Annotated in this window: 13 protein-coding genes, 1 tRNA gene and 1 pseudogene; 2 read left to right on the top strand and 13 right to left on the bottom strand. The window is 62.2% G+C overall.

Features of this window, described 5'->3' with window-relative positions:
• Positions 1 to 7: 7 nt before the first annotated feature.
• From thrS to GNZ12_RS07880, 7 genes are all read right to left on the bottom strand, one after another.
• On the bottom strand, positions 8 to 1915 hold the full coding sequence (gene thrS / locus GNZ12_RS07910; protein ID WP_172309808.1) for a threonine--tRNA ligase: 1908 nt from the start codon (positions 1913 to 1915) through the stop codon (positions 8 to 10).
• Between the two features lie 252 nt (positions 1916 to 2167).
• Positions 2168 to 2244, bottom strand: a tRNA-Val gene (locus GNZ12_RS07905).
• A 150-nt stretch (positions 2245 to 2394) separates the two neighbouring features.
• A complete protein-coding gene (locus GNZ12_RS07900; protein ID WP_172309807.1) occupies positions 2395 to 4638 on the bottom strand; it encodes a RelA/SpoT family protein in 2244 nt (747 codons plus the stop codon).
• Between the two features lie 73 nt (positions 4639 to 4711).
• On the bottom strand, positions 4712 to 5065 hold the full coding sequence (locus GNZ12_RS07895) for a RidA family protein (protein ID WP_074282765.1): 354 nt from the start codon (positions 5063 to 5065) through the stop codon (positions 4712 to 4714).
• Positions 5066 to 5148: 83 nt separating this feature from the next.
• Positions 5149 to 6060, bottom strand: a complete 912-nt coding sequence (locus GNZ12_RS07890) for an alpha/beta fold hydrolase (protein WP_172309806.1) — start codon at positions 6058 to 6060, stop codon at positions 5149 to 5151.
• Positions 6061 to 6321: 261 nt separating this feature from the next.
• A complete protein-coding gene (locus GNZ12_RS07885) occupies positions 6322 to 6963 on the bottom strand; it encodes a CoA transferase subunit B (RefSeq protein WP_172309805.1) in 642 nt (213 codons plus the stop codon).
• A gap of 2 nt (positions 6964 to 6965) precedes the next feature.
• Positions 6966 to 7670: a CoA transferase subunit A gene (locus GNZ12_RS07880; RefSeq protein WP_028200192.1), complete on the bottom strand. Its 705-nt coding sequence runs from the start codon at positions 7668 to 7670 to the stop codon at positions 6966 to 6968.
• A 242-nt stretch (positions 7671 to 7912) separates the two neighbouring features.
• On the opposite strand from GNZ12_RS07880, the gene GNZ12_RS07875 reads away from it, so the two are divergent.
• Positions 7913 to 8458 carry a LuxR C-terminal-related transcriptional regulator gene (locus GNZ12_RS07875; protein WP_172309804.1) on the top strand — a complete coding sequence of 182 codons (546 nt, stop codon included), beginning with the start codon at positions 7913 to 7915 and terminating at the stop codon, positions 8456 to 8458.
• A 124-nt stretch (positions 8459 to 8582) separates the two neighbouring features.
• On the opposite strand, the gene GNZ12_RS07870 is transcribed toward GNZ12_RS07875, so the two are convergent.
• Both GNZ12_RS07870 and GNZ12_RS07865 read right to left on the bottom strand, forming a co-directional pair.
• On the bottom strand, positions 8583 to 9014 hold the full coding sequence (locus GNZ12_RS07870) for an acyl-CoA thioesterase (protein WP_172309803.1): 432 nt from the start codon (positions 9012 to 9014) through the stop codon (positions 8583 to 8585).
• Positions 9015 to 9108: 94 nt separating this feature from the next.
• Positions 9109 to 9885 carry an SDR family oxidoreductase gene (locus GNZ12_RS07865; protein WP_172309802.1) on the bottom strand — a complete coding sequence of 259 codons (777 nt, stop codon included), beginning with the start codon at positions 9883 to 9885 and terminating at the stop codon, positions 9109 to 9111.
• A 190-nt stretch (positions 9886 to 10075) separates the two neighbouring features.
• Between GNZ12_RS07865 and GNZ12_RS07860 the strand changes: the two genes are divergently transcribed.
• Positions 10076 to 11749, top strand: a complete 1674-nt coding sequence (locus tag GNZ12_RS07860) for an electron transfer flavoprotein-ubiquinone oxidoreductase (protein ID WP_172309801.1) — start codon at positions 10076 to 10078, stop codon at positions 11747 to 11749.
• Positions 11750 to 11884: 135 nt separating this feature from the next.
• Here GNZ12_RS07860 and GNZ12_RS07855 read toward each other — a convergent pair.
• From GNZ12_RS07855 to aroC, 4 genes and pseudogenes are all read right to left on the bottom strand, one after another.
• Positions 11885 to 12091 (bottom strand): annotated as a pseudogene (locus tag GNZ12_RS07855) (ADP-heptose--LPS heptosyltransferase); the annotation flags it as partial.
• Between the two features lie 75 nt (positions 12092 to 12166).
• Positions 12167 to 13951 (bottom strand): IS1634 family transposase, encoded by a 1785-nt coding sequence (locus tag GNZ12_RS07850; RefSeq protein ID WP_216673134.1) that lies wholly within the window; start codon positions 13949 to 13951, stop codon positions 12167 to 12169.
• A 147-nt stretch (positions 13952 to 14098) separates the two neighbouring features.
• Positions 14099 to 15397 (bottom strand): tetratricopeptide repeat protein, encoded by a 1299-nt coding sequence (locus GNZ12_RS07845; protein WP_235993641.1) that lies wholly within the window; start codon positions 15395 to 15397, stop codon positions 14099 to 14101.
• Between the two features lie 47 nt (positions 15398 to 15444).
• Entirely contained in the window at positions 15445 to 16545 is a 1101-nt protein-coding gene (aroC, locus tag GNZ12_RS07840; protein ID WP_172309799.1) for a chorismate synthase, read from the bottom strand.
• Between the last annotated feature and the right edge of the window lie 244 nt (positions 16546 to 16789).

The following is a 16789-nucleotide window of genomic DNA, read 5'->3' as shown; positions in this document are numbered from 1 at the left end:
AAGTGGCTCAGTTGAACGACTGCACATCCTGGCGCAGACGCTCAATGAAGGTGTCGAGAGGCATAACGCCCATATCAACACCACCACGGGCACGCACGGCTACCGTTTGGGCTTCACGCTCTTTGTCGCCGACCACAAGCAGGTACGGCACCTTTTCCAGCGTGTGCTCCCGTATTTTATAGCTAATCTTCTCGTTGCGCAAATCGGCCTCTACTCTAACCCCTTGTTTTTGCAACGATTGGGCTAGAGACTGCGCATATTCGGTCTGACTTTCCGCGATATTCATCACCACAACCTGCATGGGCGCGAGCCACGACGGCATTGCACCAGCATGGTGCTCGATCAGAATACCGAGAAACCGTTCCATTGATCCGACGATTGCCCGGTGCAGCATGATCGGGCGGCGGCGGCTATTGTCTTCCGCTACGTATTCGGCGCCGAGGCGCTCCGGCAGCACCATATCGAGCTGCAACGTGCCGCACTGCCACGAGCGGCCGAGCGCGTCCTTGATGTGGTACTCGACCTTCGGGCCGTAGAACGCGCCCTCGCCCTGCAACTCTTCCCAGGTCACGCCGCAGGCCGTCAGCGCATCGCGCAGGCCCTGCTCCGCACGATCCCATGTCTCATCCGTGCCGGCGCGCGCATCCGGGCGCAACGACAGCTTGATCTCGACATTGTCGAAGCCGAAGTCTTTATAGACGCTCATCGCCAGCGTGTTGAACGCGATCGATTCACTGATGAACTGGTCTTCGGTACAGAAAATGTGCGCGTCGTCCTGCACGAAGCCACGCACGCGCATCAGGCCATGCAGCGCGCCCGACGATTCGTTGCGGTGGCACGAGCCGAACTCCGCGTAACGCAGCGGCAGATCACGATACGAGCGCAGACCGTGGTTGAACACCTGCACGTGACCCGGGCAATTCATCGGCTTGATCGCGTAGTCGCGCTTTTCCGATTCCGTCGTGAACATGTTTTCACGATAGTTCTGCCAGTGGCCCGACGCCTCCCACAGCGAGCGGTCCATGATCATCGGCGTCTTGATCTCAAGGTAGCCGGCATCATTCACGCGGCGGCGCATGTACTGCTCGACCTGCTGCCACAGCGTCCAGCCACGCGGATGCCAGAACACCATGCCCGGCGACTCGTCTTGCATATGAAACAGATCGAGTTGCTTGCCGAGCTTGCGGTGATCGCGTTTTTCCGCCTCTTCGAGCATGTGCAGATACGCGTCCTGGTCTTCCTTCTTCGTCCAGGCCGTACCGTAGATGCGCTGCAACTGTTCGTTCTTCGAGTCGCCGCGCCAATAGGCGCCCGCGAGCTTCATCAGCTTGAAGACCTTCAGCTTGCCGGTGGACGGCACGTGCGGGCCGCGGCACAAATCGGTGAAGCTGCCGTGCGAGTACAGCTTGATTTCGTCGCTGGCGGGAATCGATTCGATGATCTCGGCCTTGTACTTTTCGCCGATGCTCTTGAAGTAGTCCACGGCTTCGTCGCGCGACACCACGCGGCGCGAGACCGGCTCGTCTTTCTTCGCGAGCTCCTGCATGCGCTTTTCGATCTTTTCGAGATCCTCGGGCGTGAAAGGACGGTTGTAGGCGAAGTCGTAGTAGAAGCCGTTGTCGATCACCGGACCGATCGTGACTTGCGCTTCCGGATACAGATCTTTCACTGCGTACGCGAGCAAGTGCGCCGCGGAGTGACGAATGATGTCCAGGCCGTCGGCGTCTTTCTCGGTGACGATGGCAAGCGCCACGTCGCGATCGATCAGCGTGGACGTGTCGACGAGCTCACCGTCGATCTTGCCGCCGAGCGCGGCCTTCGCGAGGCCGGGGCCGATCGAGGCGGCCACTTCGGCGACGGTCACCGGATGCTCGTACTGTCGAACAGAACCGTCAGGCAGACGTATCGAAACCATTGCGTTCTCCGTGGTGCCGACCGGCGGCGGCACATACAACCAGGTCAAAAAGCCCAAAAAAAATGCGGCCCCGCTTTCGAGGGGCCGCATTCACATTTTCTGCTAACTACAGTGGCGAAAGTGGTCCTCGACTAGCGTCGCTCCGAAGTAGTTTCGGTCAACGTTCGCGGTGCCATAACCGTATTTGCCTTTTGCGCCGAGACGCTTACTGCAGTTTGCGAAACCCCGGCAAAACCGGAATTTCTCTTTCGTTGGTAGGCTCGATTGGACTCGAACCAACGACCCCCACCATGTCAAGGTGGTGCTCTAACCAGCTGAGCTACGAGCCTGAAGAAACGAGATTATATGGAGCCCTACACCGCTTGGCAAGTACTTTTATGCACCGACTTTAAATTTCTACTCACACACAGGGCACGCGCGCGGGCGCGTCGAACCGATGCCTACTGGCAACTGCGGGCACCCGCCGCCGCGCCCGCGCATCAATTCTTGCGTGAAGCGCGCACCACGCCCGTTACTTCACCGAGCAAGGTACACGCGCGCTGAATTTGCGCAGCGTTCGAGACCTCGACAGTGAATTGCATGAATGCGGCGTTACGACGCGATTGCGTTTTCACTCCAATCACATTCACTTTCTCGCGCGCGAAAACTTCGGAGATATCGCGCAGCAGACCTTGCCGATCCGTTGCCTCAATGCTGAGGTCGACGGGATAGACCGATTGCCCGCGGCCGCTCATGACATCGGCCGACCATGCGGTTTGCAACACACGCTCCGGCGCGCGATCGGCCATGCGCAGGAAGGTCGGGCAATCGCTGCGGTGGATCGACATGCCCTTGCCGCGCGTGACGAAGCCGCTGATGTCGTCGGGCGGTGCGGGACGGCAACAGCGCGCGAGTTGCGTGAGCAAGGCATCGACCCCAACCACCAGCACACCCGTGGAAGCCCCGCGGGCAACGCTCGCGCCGCTACTGCGCTTCTCGAACTGTTCCGGTGCTTCGACGACAGGCTCGGGCGGCGGCGCGTCGTGCAGCGCCTGCTCGACGAGCCGCAGGCTGAATTCTTCCTTGCCGACCACCGAGAACAGATCGTCGGTGGTCTTGAAGCCTAGCTTGGCGGCGAGCTGATCGAGATTGACCGACGTCTTGCCCTCGCGCTGCAGGGTCTTTTCGACCATCGCACGGCCGCTCGCGATGTGCTCCTGCACTTCGACCGCGTTGAACCACGCGCGCACTTTCTGCCGCGCCCGATGGCTCTGCAGATACCCTAGTTGCGGGTTAAGCCAGTCACGCGACGGACCGCCCTCTTTCACCGCGACGATCTCGACCGTCTGACCGTTCTGCAACGGCGTGTTGAGCGGCACCATCGCGCCATCGACACGCGCGCCACGGCAGCGATGCCCCAGCTCGCTATGCAGGTGATAGGCGAAGTCCACCGGTGTTGCGCCGTGCGGCAGCGGAATCACTCGCGCCTGCGGCGTAAGCACGTAGATGTGGTCGTCGTCGAGCGTAGCCTGGCGCAGTTGCTCCCACGGCTGCGCGGCGCGCTTCTCGCCGTGCTCGCCTTCCGAAACGTCATCTTTCCACGCGAGCAGCTGACGCAACCACGCGATCTTCTCGTCGTACTTCTCATTGGCGCTGAACTGGCCGCCGTAACCCCGCGTGCCCGCTTCCTTGTAGCGCCAGTGCGCAGCCACTCCGTACTCGGCGAACTGATGCATTTCCTGCGTGCGGATCTGCACTTCGAACGCGCGGCCGTCGTCGCCGATCACGACCGTGTGCAGCGATTTATAGCCGTTCGGCTTCGGCCGCGAGATGTAATCGTCGAACTCTTTCGGCACCGGCTGCCACAGGTTGTGCACGATGCCGAGCACCGTGTAGCAATCCTTGATGTCCGGCACGATCACGCGAAACGCGCGCACGTCGTACAGTTCGGCGAAGTCGAGTTCCTTGCCGCGCATCTTGCGCCAGATGCTGTAGATATGCTTGGGCCGGCCGCTGACTTCGGCCTCTACATTCGCCGCAGCCAACTCCTGCTGCAGCCGCTCGATCGCCTGCGCAACATAACTTTCGCGCTCGACGCGTTTCTCGTCGAGCAGCTTGGCGATGCGCTTGTAAGTGACCGGTTCTTCGAAACGGAGTGCGAGATCCTCGAGCTCCCATTTCAGTTGCCAGATGCCGAGACGGTTCGCGAGCGGTGCGTAAATATCGAGCGTCTCACGCGCGACGTCGGGCGACGGCGTGATTTTCGCCGCCGCGTAGTAACGCAGCGATTGCAAGCGCGACGCGAGCCGTATCAGCACTACACGAATGTCCTGCGCGAACGCGAGCAGCATCTTGCGCAGCGCCTCGACCTGGGCGCGGCGCGCGGCCTGTGCATCGCGCCCGGCTTCGGGCATCGCATTCTGCGCCGCGCGCAAGCTCACCGTACCCAGGCGCAGCAACTTGCGCACGTCGCCAACCAGTTGCGCGACTTCTTCGCCGAAGTTGTCGGCAATCACGCGCTCCGGGTCTTGCAGATGCGGCGTCAGCGCGAACAAGGCCGCCGCCAGCACAGCCGGCGGATCGACGTTGAGCGTGCGCATGATCGACGCCGTACCCGCCGCATGCTCCGCCAGCAACTCGCCCGATGAGAGCCGCACCTCGCCCGCATGTTCGCGCACGAACGCCATCGCTTCGTCGAAGGAAGGGATGGGTGCCGGCGTGCTCGTAACGATTTCGGTAGTCATGGTGCGACGGCCCACCGGGCCAGACGGATCAACGGAATTTCAACAACAACTGCGAGACCAGGCTCATCCAGGCTCAATCGCGCTGCGCGGCGACCACGACGATTTCGACGAGGCACTTCGGATTCGCGAGCTTCGCTTCCACGGTAGCGCGCGGCGGCGTGGCGCCTTGTGCGACCCACTCGTCCCACACTGCGTTCATGCCGGCGAAGTGCACCATGTCCGAGATGTAGATCTGCACGGACAGCAACTGCGACTTGTCGCTGTTCACTTCAGCCAGCAGACGGTCGATATGGCCGAGCACTTCGCGCGTCTGACCCGTGATGTCCTGATCCGCGTCTTCGGCGATCTGGCCCGCGAGGTAAACGGTGCCGTTGTGCACGGCGATTTCCGAGAGACGCTTGCCGACGTGGTGACGAATGACTGCCATGAAGAATCCTGAGGTTGGTTGAAAGTTGATCGAAGATGCGTTTCGCGTTGCGTCCAGTCAAGGACGCCGCGCGGAACCCGATATTATGACGCGTCGACGGCCGGACCGATAAAGAACTGCCTCGCGAGGTCGATCTGATCGGCCGACAAAAACGCCGGCGCATGCCCGACGCCCGCGACTTCCGCGTTCGATACGGCGCGTCCGGTCTCGACCATCTTCGCGACGGTCTCACGCGAGAGCAGATCCGATTGCTCACCGCGCACCACCAGCACAGGCCCCTGAAACACAGCCAGCGAATGCCACAGCGCCGCTTCGCCGAGTTTGGTCGCCTCTTCGGTCGTCGCGGCAAACGGCTGCGCAATCCGGGGGTCATAGCGGAGCACCCACGCGCCGTCCTGCTCATGCAAAAGCGGCGTATTGATCTCACGCCATTCGTCCGGCGTGAGCGGGCCAAAGGATTGCGCCAGCAACGCAGCGTAATCGATGCCCTGCTGCAGCGTTTCGAAACGCACCGGCTTGCCGAGGTAATCGCCGATACGCTGCACCGCCACCGGCTCCAGATGCGGACCGACGTCGTTCAACAACATCTTGCGAATCGGCGTTTCCGGCAGACCGGCCAGCGCGAGCCCGATCAGACCACCCATCGAAGTGCCGAACCAGTCGACCGTTTCGACGTTCAGACGCGCGATCAGCGTAACCATGTCGGCGACGTACTGCGGGATGCCATAGAAGTTGGGGTTCGCGAGCCACGAAGACAAGCCCCGCCCCGCCACATCCGGACACACCACGCGGTAAGTACCGGCGAATTCCGCCGCGAGGCGGTCGAAATCGCGCCCTGAGCGCGTCAAGCCGTGCACGCACAGCAGCACACGCGGGTTGCCCGGGTCGCCCCACTCGGTATAGGCGATACGGTGCAAGCCACCGGGGCTCGCGCACTGCACATAGCGTTGGCGCGGCGTAGGCCGCCCGGCGGTGGAAGCGGACGTTTCGGTCATCTGGGTTCCTTGCAAATACGCTGCGGATTCGGCCTGGGCACAGTAGGGATCAATACGCGTCCAATCTTCAAAGGATTGTAAACCGCTTTGCCGCACGGCAAGGATCAGCCTAACGGCCTAGGACGGCCGAAGACTGTGCAGAACGAACACCCGGCGCTTAAAACAAAGCGGGCGAGACTCACGCCTCGCCCGCCCCGGATCCTGCCTCGCCGCCGCGTGCCGGTCATACAGACCAGAACCGCGGACGGCTCACAACACCATTCAGCTCACCGCGCTCACATCCAGCGGCGCGCCTGTCTTCGCCTTGATTTCGTCGACGCTGACGCCCGGCGCCAGTTCAGTCACCTTCAGACCGTCTTCCGTGATTTCGATCACGCCGAGGTCGGTAATGATCTGGTCGACCACGCCCACGCCCGTCAGCGGCAACGTGCATTCTTCGAGAATCTTGTGCTGATCGCCCTTCGCGACGTGCTCCATCAGCACGACCACGCGCTTGACGCCCGCGACCAGATCCATCGCGCCGCCCATGCCCTTGATCATCTTGCCGGGGATCATCCAGTTGGCCAGGTCGCCCTTCTTGCTGATCTGCATCGCGCCCAGAATCGCCAGGTTGATGTGGCCGCCGCGAATCATCGCGAACGAATCCGCCGACGAGAAAATCGACGAACCCGGCAGCGTGGTCACCGTCTGCTTGCCGGCGTTGATCAGGTCGGCATCCACTTCTTCTTCGGTCGGCGACGGGCCGATGCCGAGCAGGCCATTCTCCGACTGCAGCCACACTTCGACGCCAGCCGGCACGTGGTTCGCCACCAGGGTCGGCAAGCCGATGCCGAGGTTCACGTAGAAACCGTCCTGCAATTCCTTCGCCGCGCGTGCGGCCATTTCGTCACGAGTCCATGCCATGATCAGTCTCCTTTCGCGCGGACGACGCGTTGTTCAATGCGTTTTTCCGGATGCGCATTGAGCACAATGCGCTGCACGAAAATGCCCGGCGTGTGGATCGCGTCCGGATCGAGTTCGCCCACTTCAACGATTTCCTCGACTTCCGCGACCGTGATCTTGCCGGCCATCGCGCACATCGGGTTGAAGTTACGCGCAGTGCGGCGATAGATCAGGTTGCCCGATTTATCGGCTTTCCATGCCTTGACCAAAGCGACGTCGGCCGTCAGCGAGTGTTCGAGCACGTAGTGGTTTTCGCCGAACTGGCGGGTTTCCTTGCCCTCGGCGATCAGCGTGCCGTAGCCGGTGTTCGTAAAGAACGCCGGAATGCCCGAGCCGCCTGCGCGCAGCTTCTCGGCGAGCGTGCCTTGCGGCGTGAATTCCAGCTCGAGTTCGCCGGCCAGATACTGGCGCTCGAACTCCTTGTTCTCGCCCACATACGACGAGATCATCTTCTTGACCTGGCGCGTTTCGAGCAACAGGCCGAGGCCGAAACCGTCGACGCCCGCATTGTTGCTGATGCAGGTGATGCCCTGCACCTTCGAATCGCGCAGCGCCCCGATCAGCGCCTCGGGAATGCCGCACAGCCCGAAGCCACCGACGGCAAACGTCTGCCCGTCCTTGACGATGTCTTTCAGCGCCTCGGCGGCGCCTGGATAGACCTTGTTCATCGTTTGTCCCTTCCTTTATGGAAACCCGAAACCGGTTCGTTGCGACTTCGATAAGACGTTCAGCGGGCAAACGCCCGACACGTCATTCTAGTCATCCGCGGCCGGCTTTGCGCTCAGGTTGCCCTGCCTCGCGCCAATGCCTGCTGCGGACGCTTCGCCGCGTTGTCATGTGCTCGAAAGAGTACGCTGGGCGCGCCATGCGGCACAATACGCAAAAATACATAAGTACTTGCCGCCAACCCATGCCCGCCCTGGATTACCAAACCGCGTTTCACCTCGCCCCGATCGGACTCGTGCTGTCGCGCGAACGGATCATTGAAGACTGCAACGACGAGCTGGCGTCGATATTCGGCTGCACGCGCGAGGCGCTGCTTGGCCAGTCGTTTCAGATTCTGTATCCGTCGACGGACGAATTCGAGCGGATCGGCGCGCGGATTCCGCCGATCATGACCGCGCAAGGCAGTTACGCGGATGACCGGATCATGAAGCGGGCCAATGGGGAATTGTTCTGGTGCCACGTGACGGGCCGCGCGCAGCAACGCACCGACCCGCATGCCGCGGGGGTGTGGACTTTCGAGGATTTGAGCGCGACGCGGCGCGTGGCGGTCGAATTGACGCCGCGCGAACGGGAAATCGCCGCGCAACTGGTGACGGGCAAAACCAGCAAGCAGATCGGACGGGTGCTGGATATCAGCCCGCGCACGGTCGATGTCTACCGCGCGCGGCTGATGCGCAAATACGATACGGGGAATGCGACCGAGCTATTGCAGCGTTTGCTCGGGCACTGACGGCTCTGGAATCGGATGCCGGCTCGGTTGGGAGGGCGACCTTGAGGCGACCCGCAGCGAACGCGAGAATGGCTCCAGGTTCCATTGCGAGCGCGGCTACGAGCTTGTTACGGGAGCCGGGCGATCAAGCCGCCTTGACCAGCGCCGCGCGCTCGATCGTGTCGCGCAGTCGATCCGGAACCGGCACCGACTTGCCTGCGGCGTAGTCAATCCACACGCAGCGCGCAGCGCCACGGGCATAAACGGTGCTCGGATCATCGGCGCGCACGAGTTCGAAGGCCGTGTCAAAGCTGCTGCGTCCGGGCGTGGCCACGGACATCCGGCCGATCACATCGCCGGGATAGTGCAACTGCTTAAGAAACTCCATCGACGCATTGACGATCACCGGCCCCTGCCCGTCGGCGTTGCTGCCGACCATACCCATTTGTTCGAACCAGGAAATCCGCACCTGCTCCATGTAACGGAAATAGACCGTGTTGTTCACATGGCCGAATGCGTCCATGTCGCCCCAGCGGATCGGCATCGACATCTCAAAAACTGCGTGAAAATCGCTCATCGTCCTTCTTTAACGGGTTGAAACCAGGTTGAAGCCGGCGCGCGGGCCGGCGCAAAAATCCCATCAGGCCCCCAACGGCGGCCCAAAGCCGCGTTCAGGCGATCCCGAACCCATCGTCGGCGGCGATCACCGAGCCATTGATGAACTGCGATTCGTCGGCCGCCAGCAGCAGCAACAGCCCGTCCAGATCCTCCGGCTTGCCGACACGGTGACGCGGCAGCAGCGAGACCAGCTTCTGCCCCTGCTCGGTCGACCAGTGATGATGGTTGATCTCAGTATCGATATAGCCCGGGCAGATGGCGTTCACGTTGATGCCGTGCTTGCCCCATTCCAGCGCCATGGCTTTCGTCATATGAACGACGGCGGCCTTGCTCATCGAGTACAGGCCGATCTGCGGCAGCACGCGCAAGCCCGCCATCGACGCGATATTGATGATCCGGTATGACGGCTTCTGCGCGTTGCCGCCGCGCATGATCATGCGCTTGGCGACTTCCTGGGCGACGAAGAAGGCGCCGCGTGTGTTAGTGTCGAACACGTATTCGAAATCGGCTGGCGTGACTTCCGTGAGCTTCTGCGTGGTCGACACGCCTGAATTGTTCACCAGAATGTCGATCGTGCCCGCCTCGGTTTCCGCGTGAGCGACGGCTGATTTGATGCTCTGGTAATCCGTGACGTCGAGCGAGACAACGTGCGCCGCGCCGCCGGAGGCTTCGATCTCGGCGCGCAACTCCTTCAGACGCTCGGTGCGGCGACTCGCCAGCACGACCTTGGCGCCCGCCTGCGACAATACCTGAGCAAAGCGCTTCCCCAACCCGCTCGAGGCGCCGGTGATCAGCGCGACTTTGCCTTCCAGATTGATCGAACGGCCCATTGTCGTTCCCTTGTTCGGTTGTTGTTACAGACGCGGTTGATGGGTGCGGTAGGACCGGCACTGCGGGTCATACCGTATCACAGAAATAGAACGATCGTGCTAATCTCTGCTCATCGGGTTGCAGTGGCGGAGACCATCGCCCACAATACGATCCCGAAAAGGCATTCTAACGGTAAGAAGAGGAGCATCAATGACCCCCGCAAGTCTCATTGAGCAATACGGTCCACGCGAGTCGATGGAATACGACGTCGTGATCGTCGGCGGCGGCCCGGCCGGCCTGTCCGCGGCGATCCGCCTGAAGCAGCTGGCGGCTGAAAAAGGCGTCGAGATTGGCGTGTGCGTACTGGAAAAAGGCTCGGAGATCGGGGCGCATATCCTGTCGGGCGCGGTGATGGATCCGCGCGCGATCACCGAACTGATCCCGGACTGGAAGGAAAAAGGCGCGCCGCTGACGGTGGACGTGACCGAAGACAAGTTCCTGTTCCTGACCGAAACCGGTTCGAAGAGCGTGCCGACCTGGGCGCTGCCGGAGAACTTCAAGAACCACGGCAACTATGTGATCAGCCTCGCGAACGTCACGCGCTGGCTGGGTCAGCAGGCCGAGGCGCTCGGCGTCGAGATTTTCCCGGGGTTTCCTGCTGCGGAGATTTTGTATAACGACGATGGCTCGGTCAAAGGCGTCGCGACCGGCAATCTGGGCATCGGCAAGGACGGCGAGCCGACCGAGAACTTCCAGCTCGGCATGGAACTGCACGCGAAATACACGCTCTTCTGCGAAGGCGCGCGCGGGCATCTGGGCCGTCAACTGAACGCCAAATTCAAGCTGCGCGAAGGCGTCGATCCGCAGGTCCACGGCATCGGCATCAAGGAACTGTGGGAAATCGATCCGGCGAAGCACAAGCCGGGTCTGGTGATGCACACCGCCGGCTGGCCGCTGGAGAACGACACGTACGGCGGCTCGTTCCTCTATCACATGGACAACAACCAGGTGGTGGTGGGCTTCGTGGTCGGCCTCGGCTACACGAACCCGTACCTGTCGCCGTTCGAGGAATTCCAGCGTTACAAGACGCATCCTGCCATCCGCGCGATTCTGGAAGGCGGCAAGCGGGTGTCGTACGGCGCGCGGGCGATCACCGCGGGTGGCCTGCTGTCGCTGCCGAAGCTGGTGTTCCCGGGTGGTGCGCTGGTCGGTGACGATGCGGGCTTCCTGAACGCCTCGCGGATCAAGGGCTCGCATGCGGCGATCAAGACCGGCATGCTGGCGGCTGACGCTGCGTTTGAAGCCGTGCAGGCCGGACGCACCAGCGATGAACTCACGGCCTATCCGGAGAGCTTCAAGACGTCGTGGCTGCACACGGAACTGCATCGCGCGCGCAACTTCAAGCAGTGGATGAGCAAGGGTCTGTACCTCGGTACCCTGATGGTCGGCATCGAGCAGAAGCTGCTGGGCGGCAATGTGCCCTGGACGCTGCATCACCAGCATTCCGATCACGAGATGTTGAAGCCTGCTTCGCAGTGCAAGCAGATTGTCTATCCGAAGCCGGATGGCAAGCTGACGTTTGACCGGTTGTCTTCAGTGTTCATCTCGAACACCAACCATGAAGAGAATCAGCCGGCTCACCTGACGCTGAAAGATCCTTCGGTGCCAGTGAACGTGAACTGGCAGACCTATGCCGGTCCGGAATCGCGCTACTGCCCGGCTGCGGTGTATGAGTTCGTGAAGAACGATGATGGCAGCGAGCGGCTGGTGATCAACGCGCAGAACTGCGTGCATTGCAAGACCTGCGATATCAAGGACCCGACCCAGAATATCGTCTGGGTGACGCCTGAAGGTGGCGGCGGTCCTAACTATCCGAATATGTGATTCGGTGCTTGTTTGCCGTGCGCGGAGCTTGTATGTCTGTCCGCGCGCGGCACGCGGTCAATTGCTCCGAGCAGGTAAAAGACAAAGCGGCATCCGCTACAGGTGTATTGCCAACGCCACCGCAAAGCAAAAAGCTCAGACGCCCCGCATCATTTCAATCCGCTCTCGCACTTTAGCCAGCACCGGCGCCCACGCGCCAATCTCAGGCTGTCGAAAGAGCTCAATAGAATCGTACCAGGCCGCGGTGCGCCATTCGTCGCCCCAAAACCATGCCGACACATGATCGATCATCAAACACGTCGGCACGCCGAGCGCGCCCGCCAGATGCGCGGGCCCGCTATCCCAACTTTCGCTATTCGCGGCCTCGGCTGATGCCAAGTCATTGATTTTAAATGACGTGCATATCAACAGTCTTCACTACAGGGCGTACGTTTTGGTAGCGGCGACTGGCGATGGCCGGGCCGTGATTTTCGGCGGTGGCTGTGCGGGCAAGGTCAGGCGCAAATGGTCAAGCAGCAGGCGGTGCTCTGGTTCTGGCTGGGTGTAGCGAGACAGGATCAGGTCGCGTCCGTCAGTGGTCGGCAGATGAACGTCGACCATCTGCATGGTCTTGAATTTCTCCAGCACTGCGCGCGGTGTCAGGCCCGGCGCTGCGCGCCTGAGCTGGTTTTTCAGCGTCACCTGCAGACAGTACGCCAGGAAAGCGACGAAGATATGGGCTTCGATGCGCTCTTCCCGGAAATGGTAGATTGGCCGTATTGATAAGTCATGCTTAAGTTCCTTGAACGCCTGTTCGACCTCAGTGAGCTGCGTATAGAAGGTCCAGAGCTGACCCGGATCGTGGCCTGTCAGGTTGGTGCGCAGCAGGTATCGTCCTTCCCGGCGTCGCGTCCGGCGCAGCCTGGCGCGGTCAAGCTCAAAGTGGAACGTGTCCGGCGTCACGGCCTCATGGCTTTGTGGCAACGTCAGCCTGATCAGATAAGCGGCTCGCCCGGCGTCCTGTCTGGCCGCTCCCACCTTCATGAGCAGTTCATCACGCGTGAGGCCTTGCCCCTGCAATTGCTTGAGCCGTTGTACATAGCGCTTGAGCCGGCGTTGCCGCATGCCACGTTCCTTGCCGATGCGATGCTCGCTCTCGGCTAGCACGTAGGTTTCGCTGTCCTGCGGCAGGCGCTTGACGTGCACGCCGTCCCGGATTCGCTCCCACGACTTTGAGAGGAAGGACTGCTCCAGTTTGCTCAGGCGACCCTTGGGCGTGCCCACCAGATACGAGGCGCCCATCTCGCGCATTTGTGCGAGCGTCTCTTCCGTTGGGATTCCCCTGTCCATGACCCACGTCCGATTTGCCTTGCCGTATCGGGCTTCGATGCGCCTGAGCAGATCCGATAGTGTGGTGCAGTCCGCGGTGTTGCCGGGCAGCACTTCGTAGCTCAGCGGAAAGCCTTCCGGGGTGACGATCAGGCCGATCACGACCTGCCGACAGTCGCCGCGCTTGTCGCGGCTGTAGCCGTACTGACGCTTGTCCGGCGCTTCCCGCGGTGTGTCGCTCTCAAAGTAGGTGCTGGTCAGGTCGTACAGCAGCACGTCGAACGAGGCGCCGAACAGTTCGCCCCAGCGCTGCTTGAGAAACAGCATCAGGGCATCCTTGTGCGGCAGCAGCTTGTCTAGGCAGCGATACAGCGTATCTTTGCCGGCCAGCGCAAAATCCGCGTCCAGCAGATCCGCCATCGCGCTCGATGTGAACCAGTGCCGGTGCAGGCGCCACTCCGAGCCAGGATCGATCAGCCGATACGCCACCAGGGTCTGCAGCACTTGCAGCCAGCGGGTGCCTTTGCGCGACGCCGGCAGGCGTGCCGACCAGAATTCGTCCATGCCCAGCTGCTGCCATAGCACACACGACAGCCAGCACGCCCCCCACTGCCGCGGGCGCTTCAGCTGCATCTCGCTCAACCGCACGCCGATCGCCCTGGCGTCATCAGCCGGCAGCGCATCATCTGCAAACAGCGCGACCTGACGCCGGGTGCCTTCGTCAAAGACCTCGATCGATTTGCGCCAGGCAAGTTTCTGACTGTCGTTGATCTCACCCAGGTACAGCACTTGACGCTGCATCACCTTGCCATTGATCAGACGCCGGTTCTCCACCACGCTCCAATAGTGGTGCGTCTTGCCGTCCTTGATCCGCTGGGTGCGCTTGAGAAACATGCGCACAGTGTAGGAACACGCTGCCGCAACGCCAAGGACCAAGGTCTTCACTACAAGCGATTTTCGCCGTCCCCCGCGCACCACCACACAACAAATCAAGGACTTACGACTGCGGTCGGGTCAGGAAATGGCGAAAAACGGTGGCTTTCAGGCGCGAATAGCGAAAGTCGGGCTATCGATCGTGACGACCAGATCCAGATTCGCCAGCAACGCGGCGACATCGTCGAATCCGGACTGAAAATGGTGGGTCAAGTCGGCAACATCGAGCCCCTTGGTTCGCCACTGCGCGACCGTCTGGCTGCGCCCAGGCGACAACGCAAACCAGGTCACACCCGGCACGCTCAATAGCGGCTCGAGTTGCTCGACGGGCACCGACCGCCGCGTATCGCGGATATGGTCAGGATTGCCGTTCCACACTAAACCGACGTTGCGATTGCCCGGCTTGCCGGCCGTGTGCGCATGAACCCGCTCGCGCCATGCCTGCGCACGCTCGGGTTCGGCGCTCAGATACGGCGCACCCCATCCCATTGCATCGAAGACGCCAAGCCGCAGTGGCAAGCTCATCAACCCGCAATGGAAATCCGGCCGGGTCTCAAGGCTCGTTTCGAGCGGCAAGTCAGCAGGCAGCATCCGTTCGAATAGATGCCGCAATGGTCCGTCGTGACCAAAAATCACCCGGCCGCCCTCGCGTCGCGCCCGCTCCGCCAGCAGCGGCAGAAAGCGCACCGCCCAAAGGCAGTCGCCGTTGCCTTGCTCGCCATACACGATCAGCGTTTTGCCTTCCAGCGATTCGCCCTGCCAATGCGCACTGATCGCAGCGAGCGCATGCTGCGCTTTGTTCAAATCGTCGGCGAACGCGACGCGTGATTCGTAATGCACCCAGCCTTCGGCGAAACGTCCCGTGCGGATTTCGAGTTCCGACAGATCGAACAGCGCATGCGCGTTATTCGGCGACAACGCCAGCACTTGCCTGAGTAATGCTTCCGCTTCAGCAAACCGCGCCTGTTCCTTGATGCACAACGCGAGCTTGTGAAGCGCCACCGGATTGCCCGGCACAGCGCGCACCGCGTCGCGCAGCAATCGCTCGGCCGACTCGAAGTCGTCACGCTGTTGCACGGCCGCTGCCCGCCAGATCAGCGCGTTGGCGTCTTCGGCGTTTTGCGCGAGCAATAGCGCCGTGGCGGAGTCGACCAGCGACCAGTCGCGCACGATGAAGCCCGTCTGCGCGATCGTGTGAAGCAGCGTAGGTTCGCAGGAGGGATCGAGCTGGTAAGCGCGCACCAGCGCCGCGAGCGCCTCGCGCCGAAGGGCCTTGTCGCGGCCGGCGCGTTCCAGCAGCGCTTGTCCGAACGCGAGGCAGTCGGCCGCGCCGGCATGCGACGCGGCGGCGCGCGCTCGCAGGTCCGCGAGTTGGCTATCTGCCGGCTCGATGTTCGTATCGGTCATTGAGACGATGCTGCGCGCGCAGTACGAGGACGCTCAGAGCGCGCCCTTTACGGCGCGCTCGCCGCGATCTTCGGCGTGCTGACGGCGACATCGCCGCATTGCGCACGGTGGCGCAGCGCGTGGTCGATCAGCACCAGCGCGAGCATGGACTCGGCGATCGGCGTGGCACGGATGCCGACGCACGGGTCGTGGCGCCCGAACGTTTCGACGATGACCGGCTGGCCCGCCTTGTTGATCGAGCGGCGCGGCGTGCGGATGCTCGAAGTCGGCTTGATCGCGATGGACACCGTGATGTCCTGCCCGGTCGAAATACCGCCGAGCACGCCGCCCGCGTGATTGCCGACGAAGCCTTCCGGCGTCAACTCGTCGCCATGCACCGAACCGCGTTGCGCGACGCTGGCGAATCCGGCGCCGATCTCGACGCCCTTCACCGCGTTGATGCCCATCATGGCGTGCGCGATGTCCGCATCGAGGCGGTCGAACAGCGGCTCGCCGAGCCCGACCGGCACACCGGAAGCCACTACGTTGATGCGTGCGCCGATCGAGTCGCCGTCTTTGCGCAACGCGTCCATGTAACTTTCGAGTTCCGGCACGATCTCCGCATTCGGCACGAAGAACGGATTCTCACGCACATGCGCCCAGTCGACGAACGGCACGTCGATCTCGCCGAGCGCCGCCATGTAGCCGCGGATCTCGGTACCGAACTTTTCGCGCAGCCATTTCTTCGCAACGGCGCCGGCAGCCACCGTAGGCGCAGTCAGACGAGCCGACGAACGGCCGCCGCCGCGATAGTCGCGAATGCCGTATTTCTGCCAGTAGGTGTAGTCGGCGTGACCGGGACGGAAGGTGTCCGCGATATTGCCGTAGTCCTTGCTGCGCTGGTCTGTATTGCGGATCAGCAGCGCGATCGGCGCACCGGTGGTCTGGCCTTCGAACACGCCCGACAGGATCTCGACCTTGTCTTCTTCCTGGCGCTGCGTGACGTGGCGCGACGTGCCCGGCTTGCGGCGGTCGAGTTCGAGCTGGATGTCGGCTTCGCCAAGCGCCATGCCCGGCGGGCAGCCGTCGATCACGCAGCCGATAGCGGGGCCGTGCGATTCGCCGAAGGTCGTGACAGTGAAAAGCGTACCGAGCGTGTTGCCGGACATGGGCGTCGTCCAAAGAAATGCGGGGAAGGCACTATTATGCCAGCCCTCAAGGGGCCAGGGCCGCAGCGCGCGACGAGCCTTTGCCTTCCGGACGAGTCGCCGGCAGGGCGGGGCCGCAGGTGGGCGCGCAGGAATGACTGCCATATCGGCACACAATGCGGCACACAACCCGGGACACAACCGCGAATTCCCTGACGCCGCAGCTTGCGCTACCGGCCCGATCGGCAGGCCGTTATCCCGCGGC

Origin of the sequence: Paraburkholderia solitsugae (assembly GCF_013177695.1) — a bacterium.
Lineage (GTDB): Bacteria > Pseudomonadota > Gammaproteobacteria > Burkholderiales > Burkholderiaceae > Paraburkholderia > Paraburkholderia solitsugae.
The sequence above is the reverse complement of the archived record's forward strand: the minus strand, read 5'-3'. Positions and strand labels throughout refer to the sequence as shown.

Excerpts from the sequence above, each read along its gene's own strand:
- thrS (WP_172309808.1), bottom strand. The coding sequence starts at position 1,915 with ATGGTTTCGATACGTCTGCCTGACGGTTCTGTTCGACAGTACGAGCAT.
- GNZ12_RS07900 (WP_172309807.1), bottom strand. The coding sequence starts at position 4,638 with ATGACTACCGAAATCGTTACGAGCACGCCGGCACCCATCCCTTCCTTC.
- GNZ12_RS07895 (WP_074282765.1), bottom strand. The coding sequence starts at position 5,065 with ATGGCAGTCATTCGTCACCACGTCGGCAAGCGTCTCTCGGAAATCGCC.
- GNZ12_RS07890 (WP_172309806.1), bottom strand. The coding sequence starts at position 6,060 with ATGACCGAAACGTCCGCTTCCACCGCCGGGCGGCCTACGCCGCGCCAA.
- GNZ12_RS07885 (WP_172309805.1), bottom strand. The coding sequence starts at position 6,963 with ATGGCATGGACTCGTGACGAAATGGCCGCACGCGCGGCGAAGGAATTG.
- GNZ12_RS07880 (WP_028200192.1), bottom strand. The coding sequence starts at position 7,670 with ATGAACAAGGTCTATCCAGGCGCCGCCGAGGCGCTGAAAGACATCGTC.
- GNZ12_RS07875 (WP_172309804.1), top strand. The coding sequence starts at position 7,913 with ATGCCCGCCCTGGATTACCAAACCGCGTTTCACCTCGCCCCGATCGGA.
- GNZ12_RS07870 (WP_172309803.1), bottom strand. The coding sequence starts at position 9,014 with ATGAGCGATTTTCACGCAGTTTTTGAGATGTCGATGCCGATCCGCTGG.
- GNZ12_RS07865 (WP_172309802.1), bottom strand. The coding sequence starts at position 9,885 with ATGGGCCGTTCGATCAATCTGGAAGGCAAAGTCGCGCTGATCACCGGC.
- GNZ12_RS07860 (WP_172309801.1), top strand. The coding sequence starts at position 10,076 with ATGACCCCCGCAAGTCTCATTGAGCAATACGGTCCACGCGAGTCGATG.
- GNZ12_RS07850 (WP_216673134.1), bottom strand. The coding sequence starts at position 13,951 with ATGTTTCTCAAGCGCACCCAGCGGATCAAGGACGGCAAGACGCACCAC.
- GNZ12_RS07845 (WP_235993641.1), bottom strand. The coding sequence starts at position 15,397 with ATGACCGATACGAACATCGAGCCGGCAGATAGCCAACTCGCGGACCTG.
- aroC (WP_172309799.1), bottom strand. The coding sequence starts at position 16,545 with ATGTCCGGCAACACGCTCGGTACGCTTTTCACTGTCACGACCTTCGGC.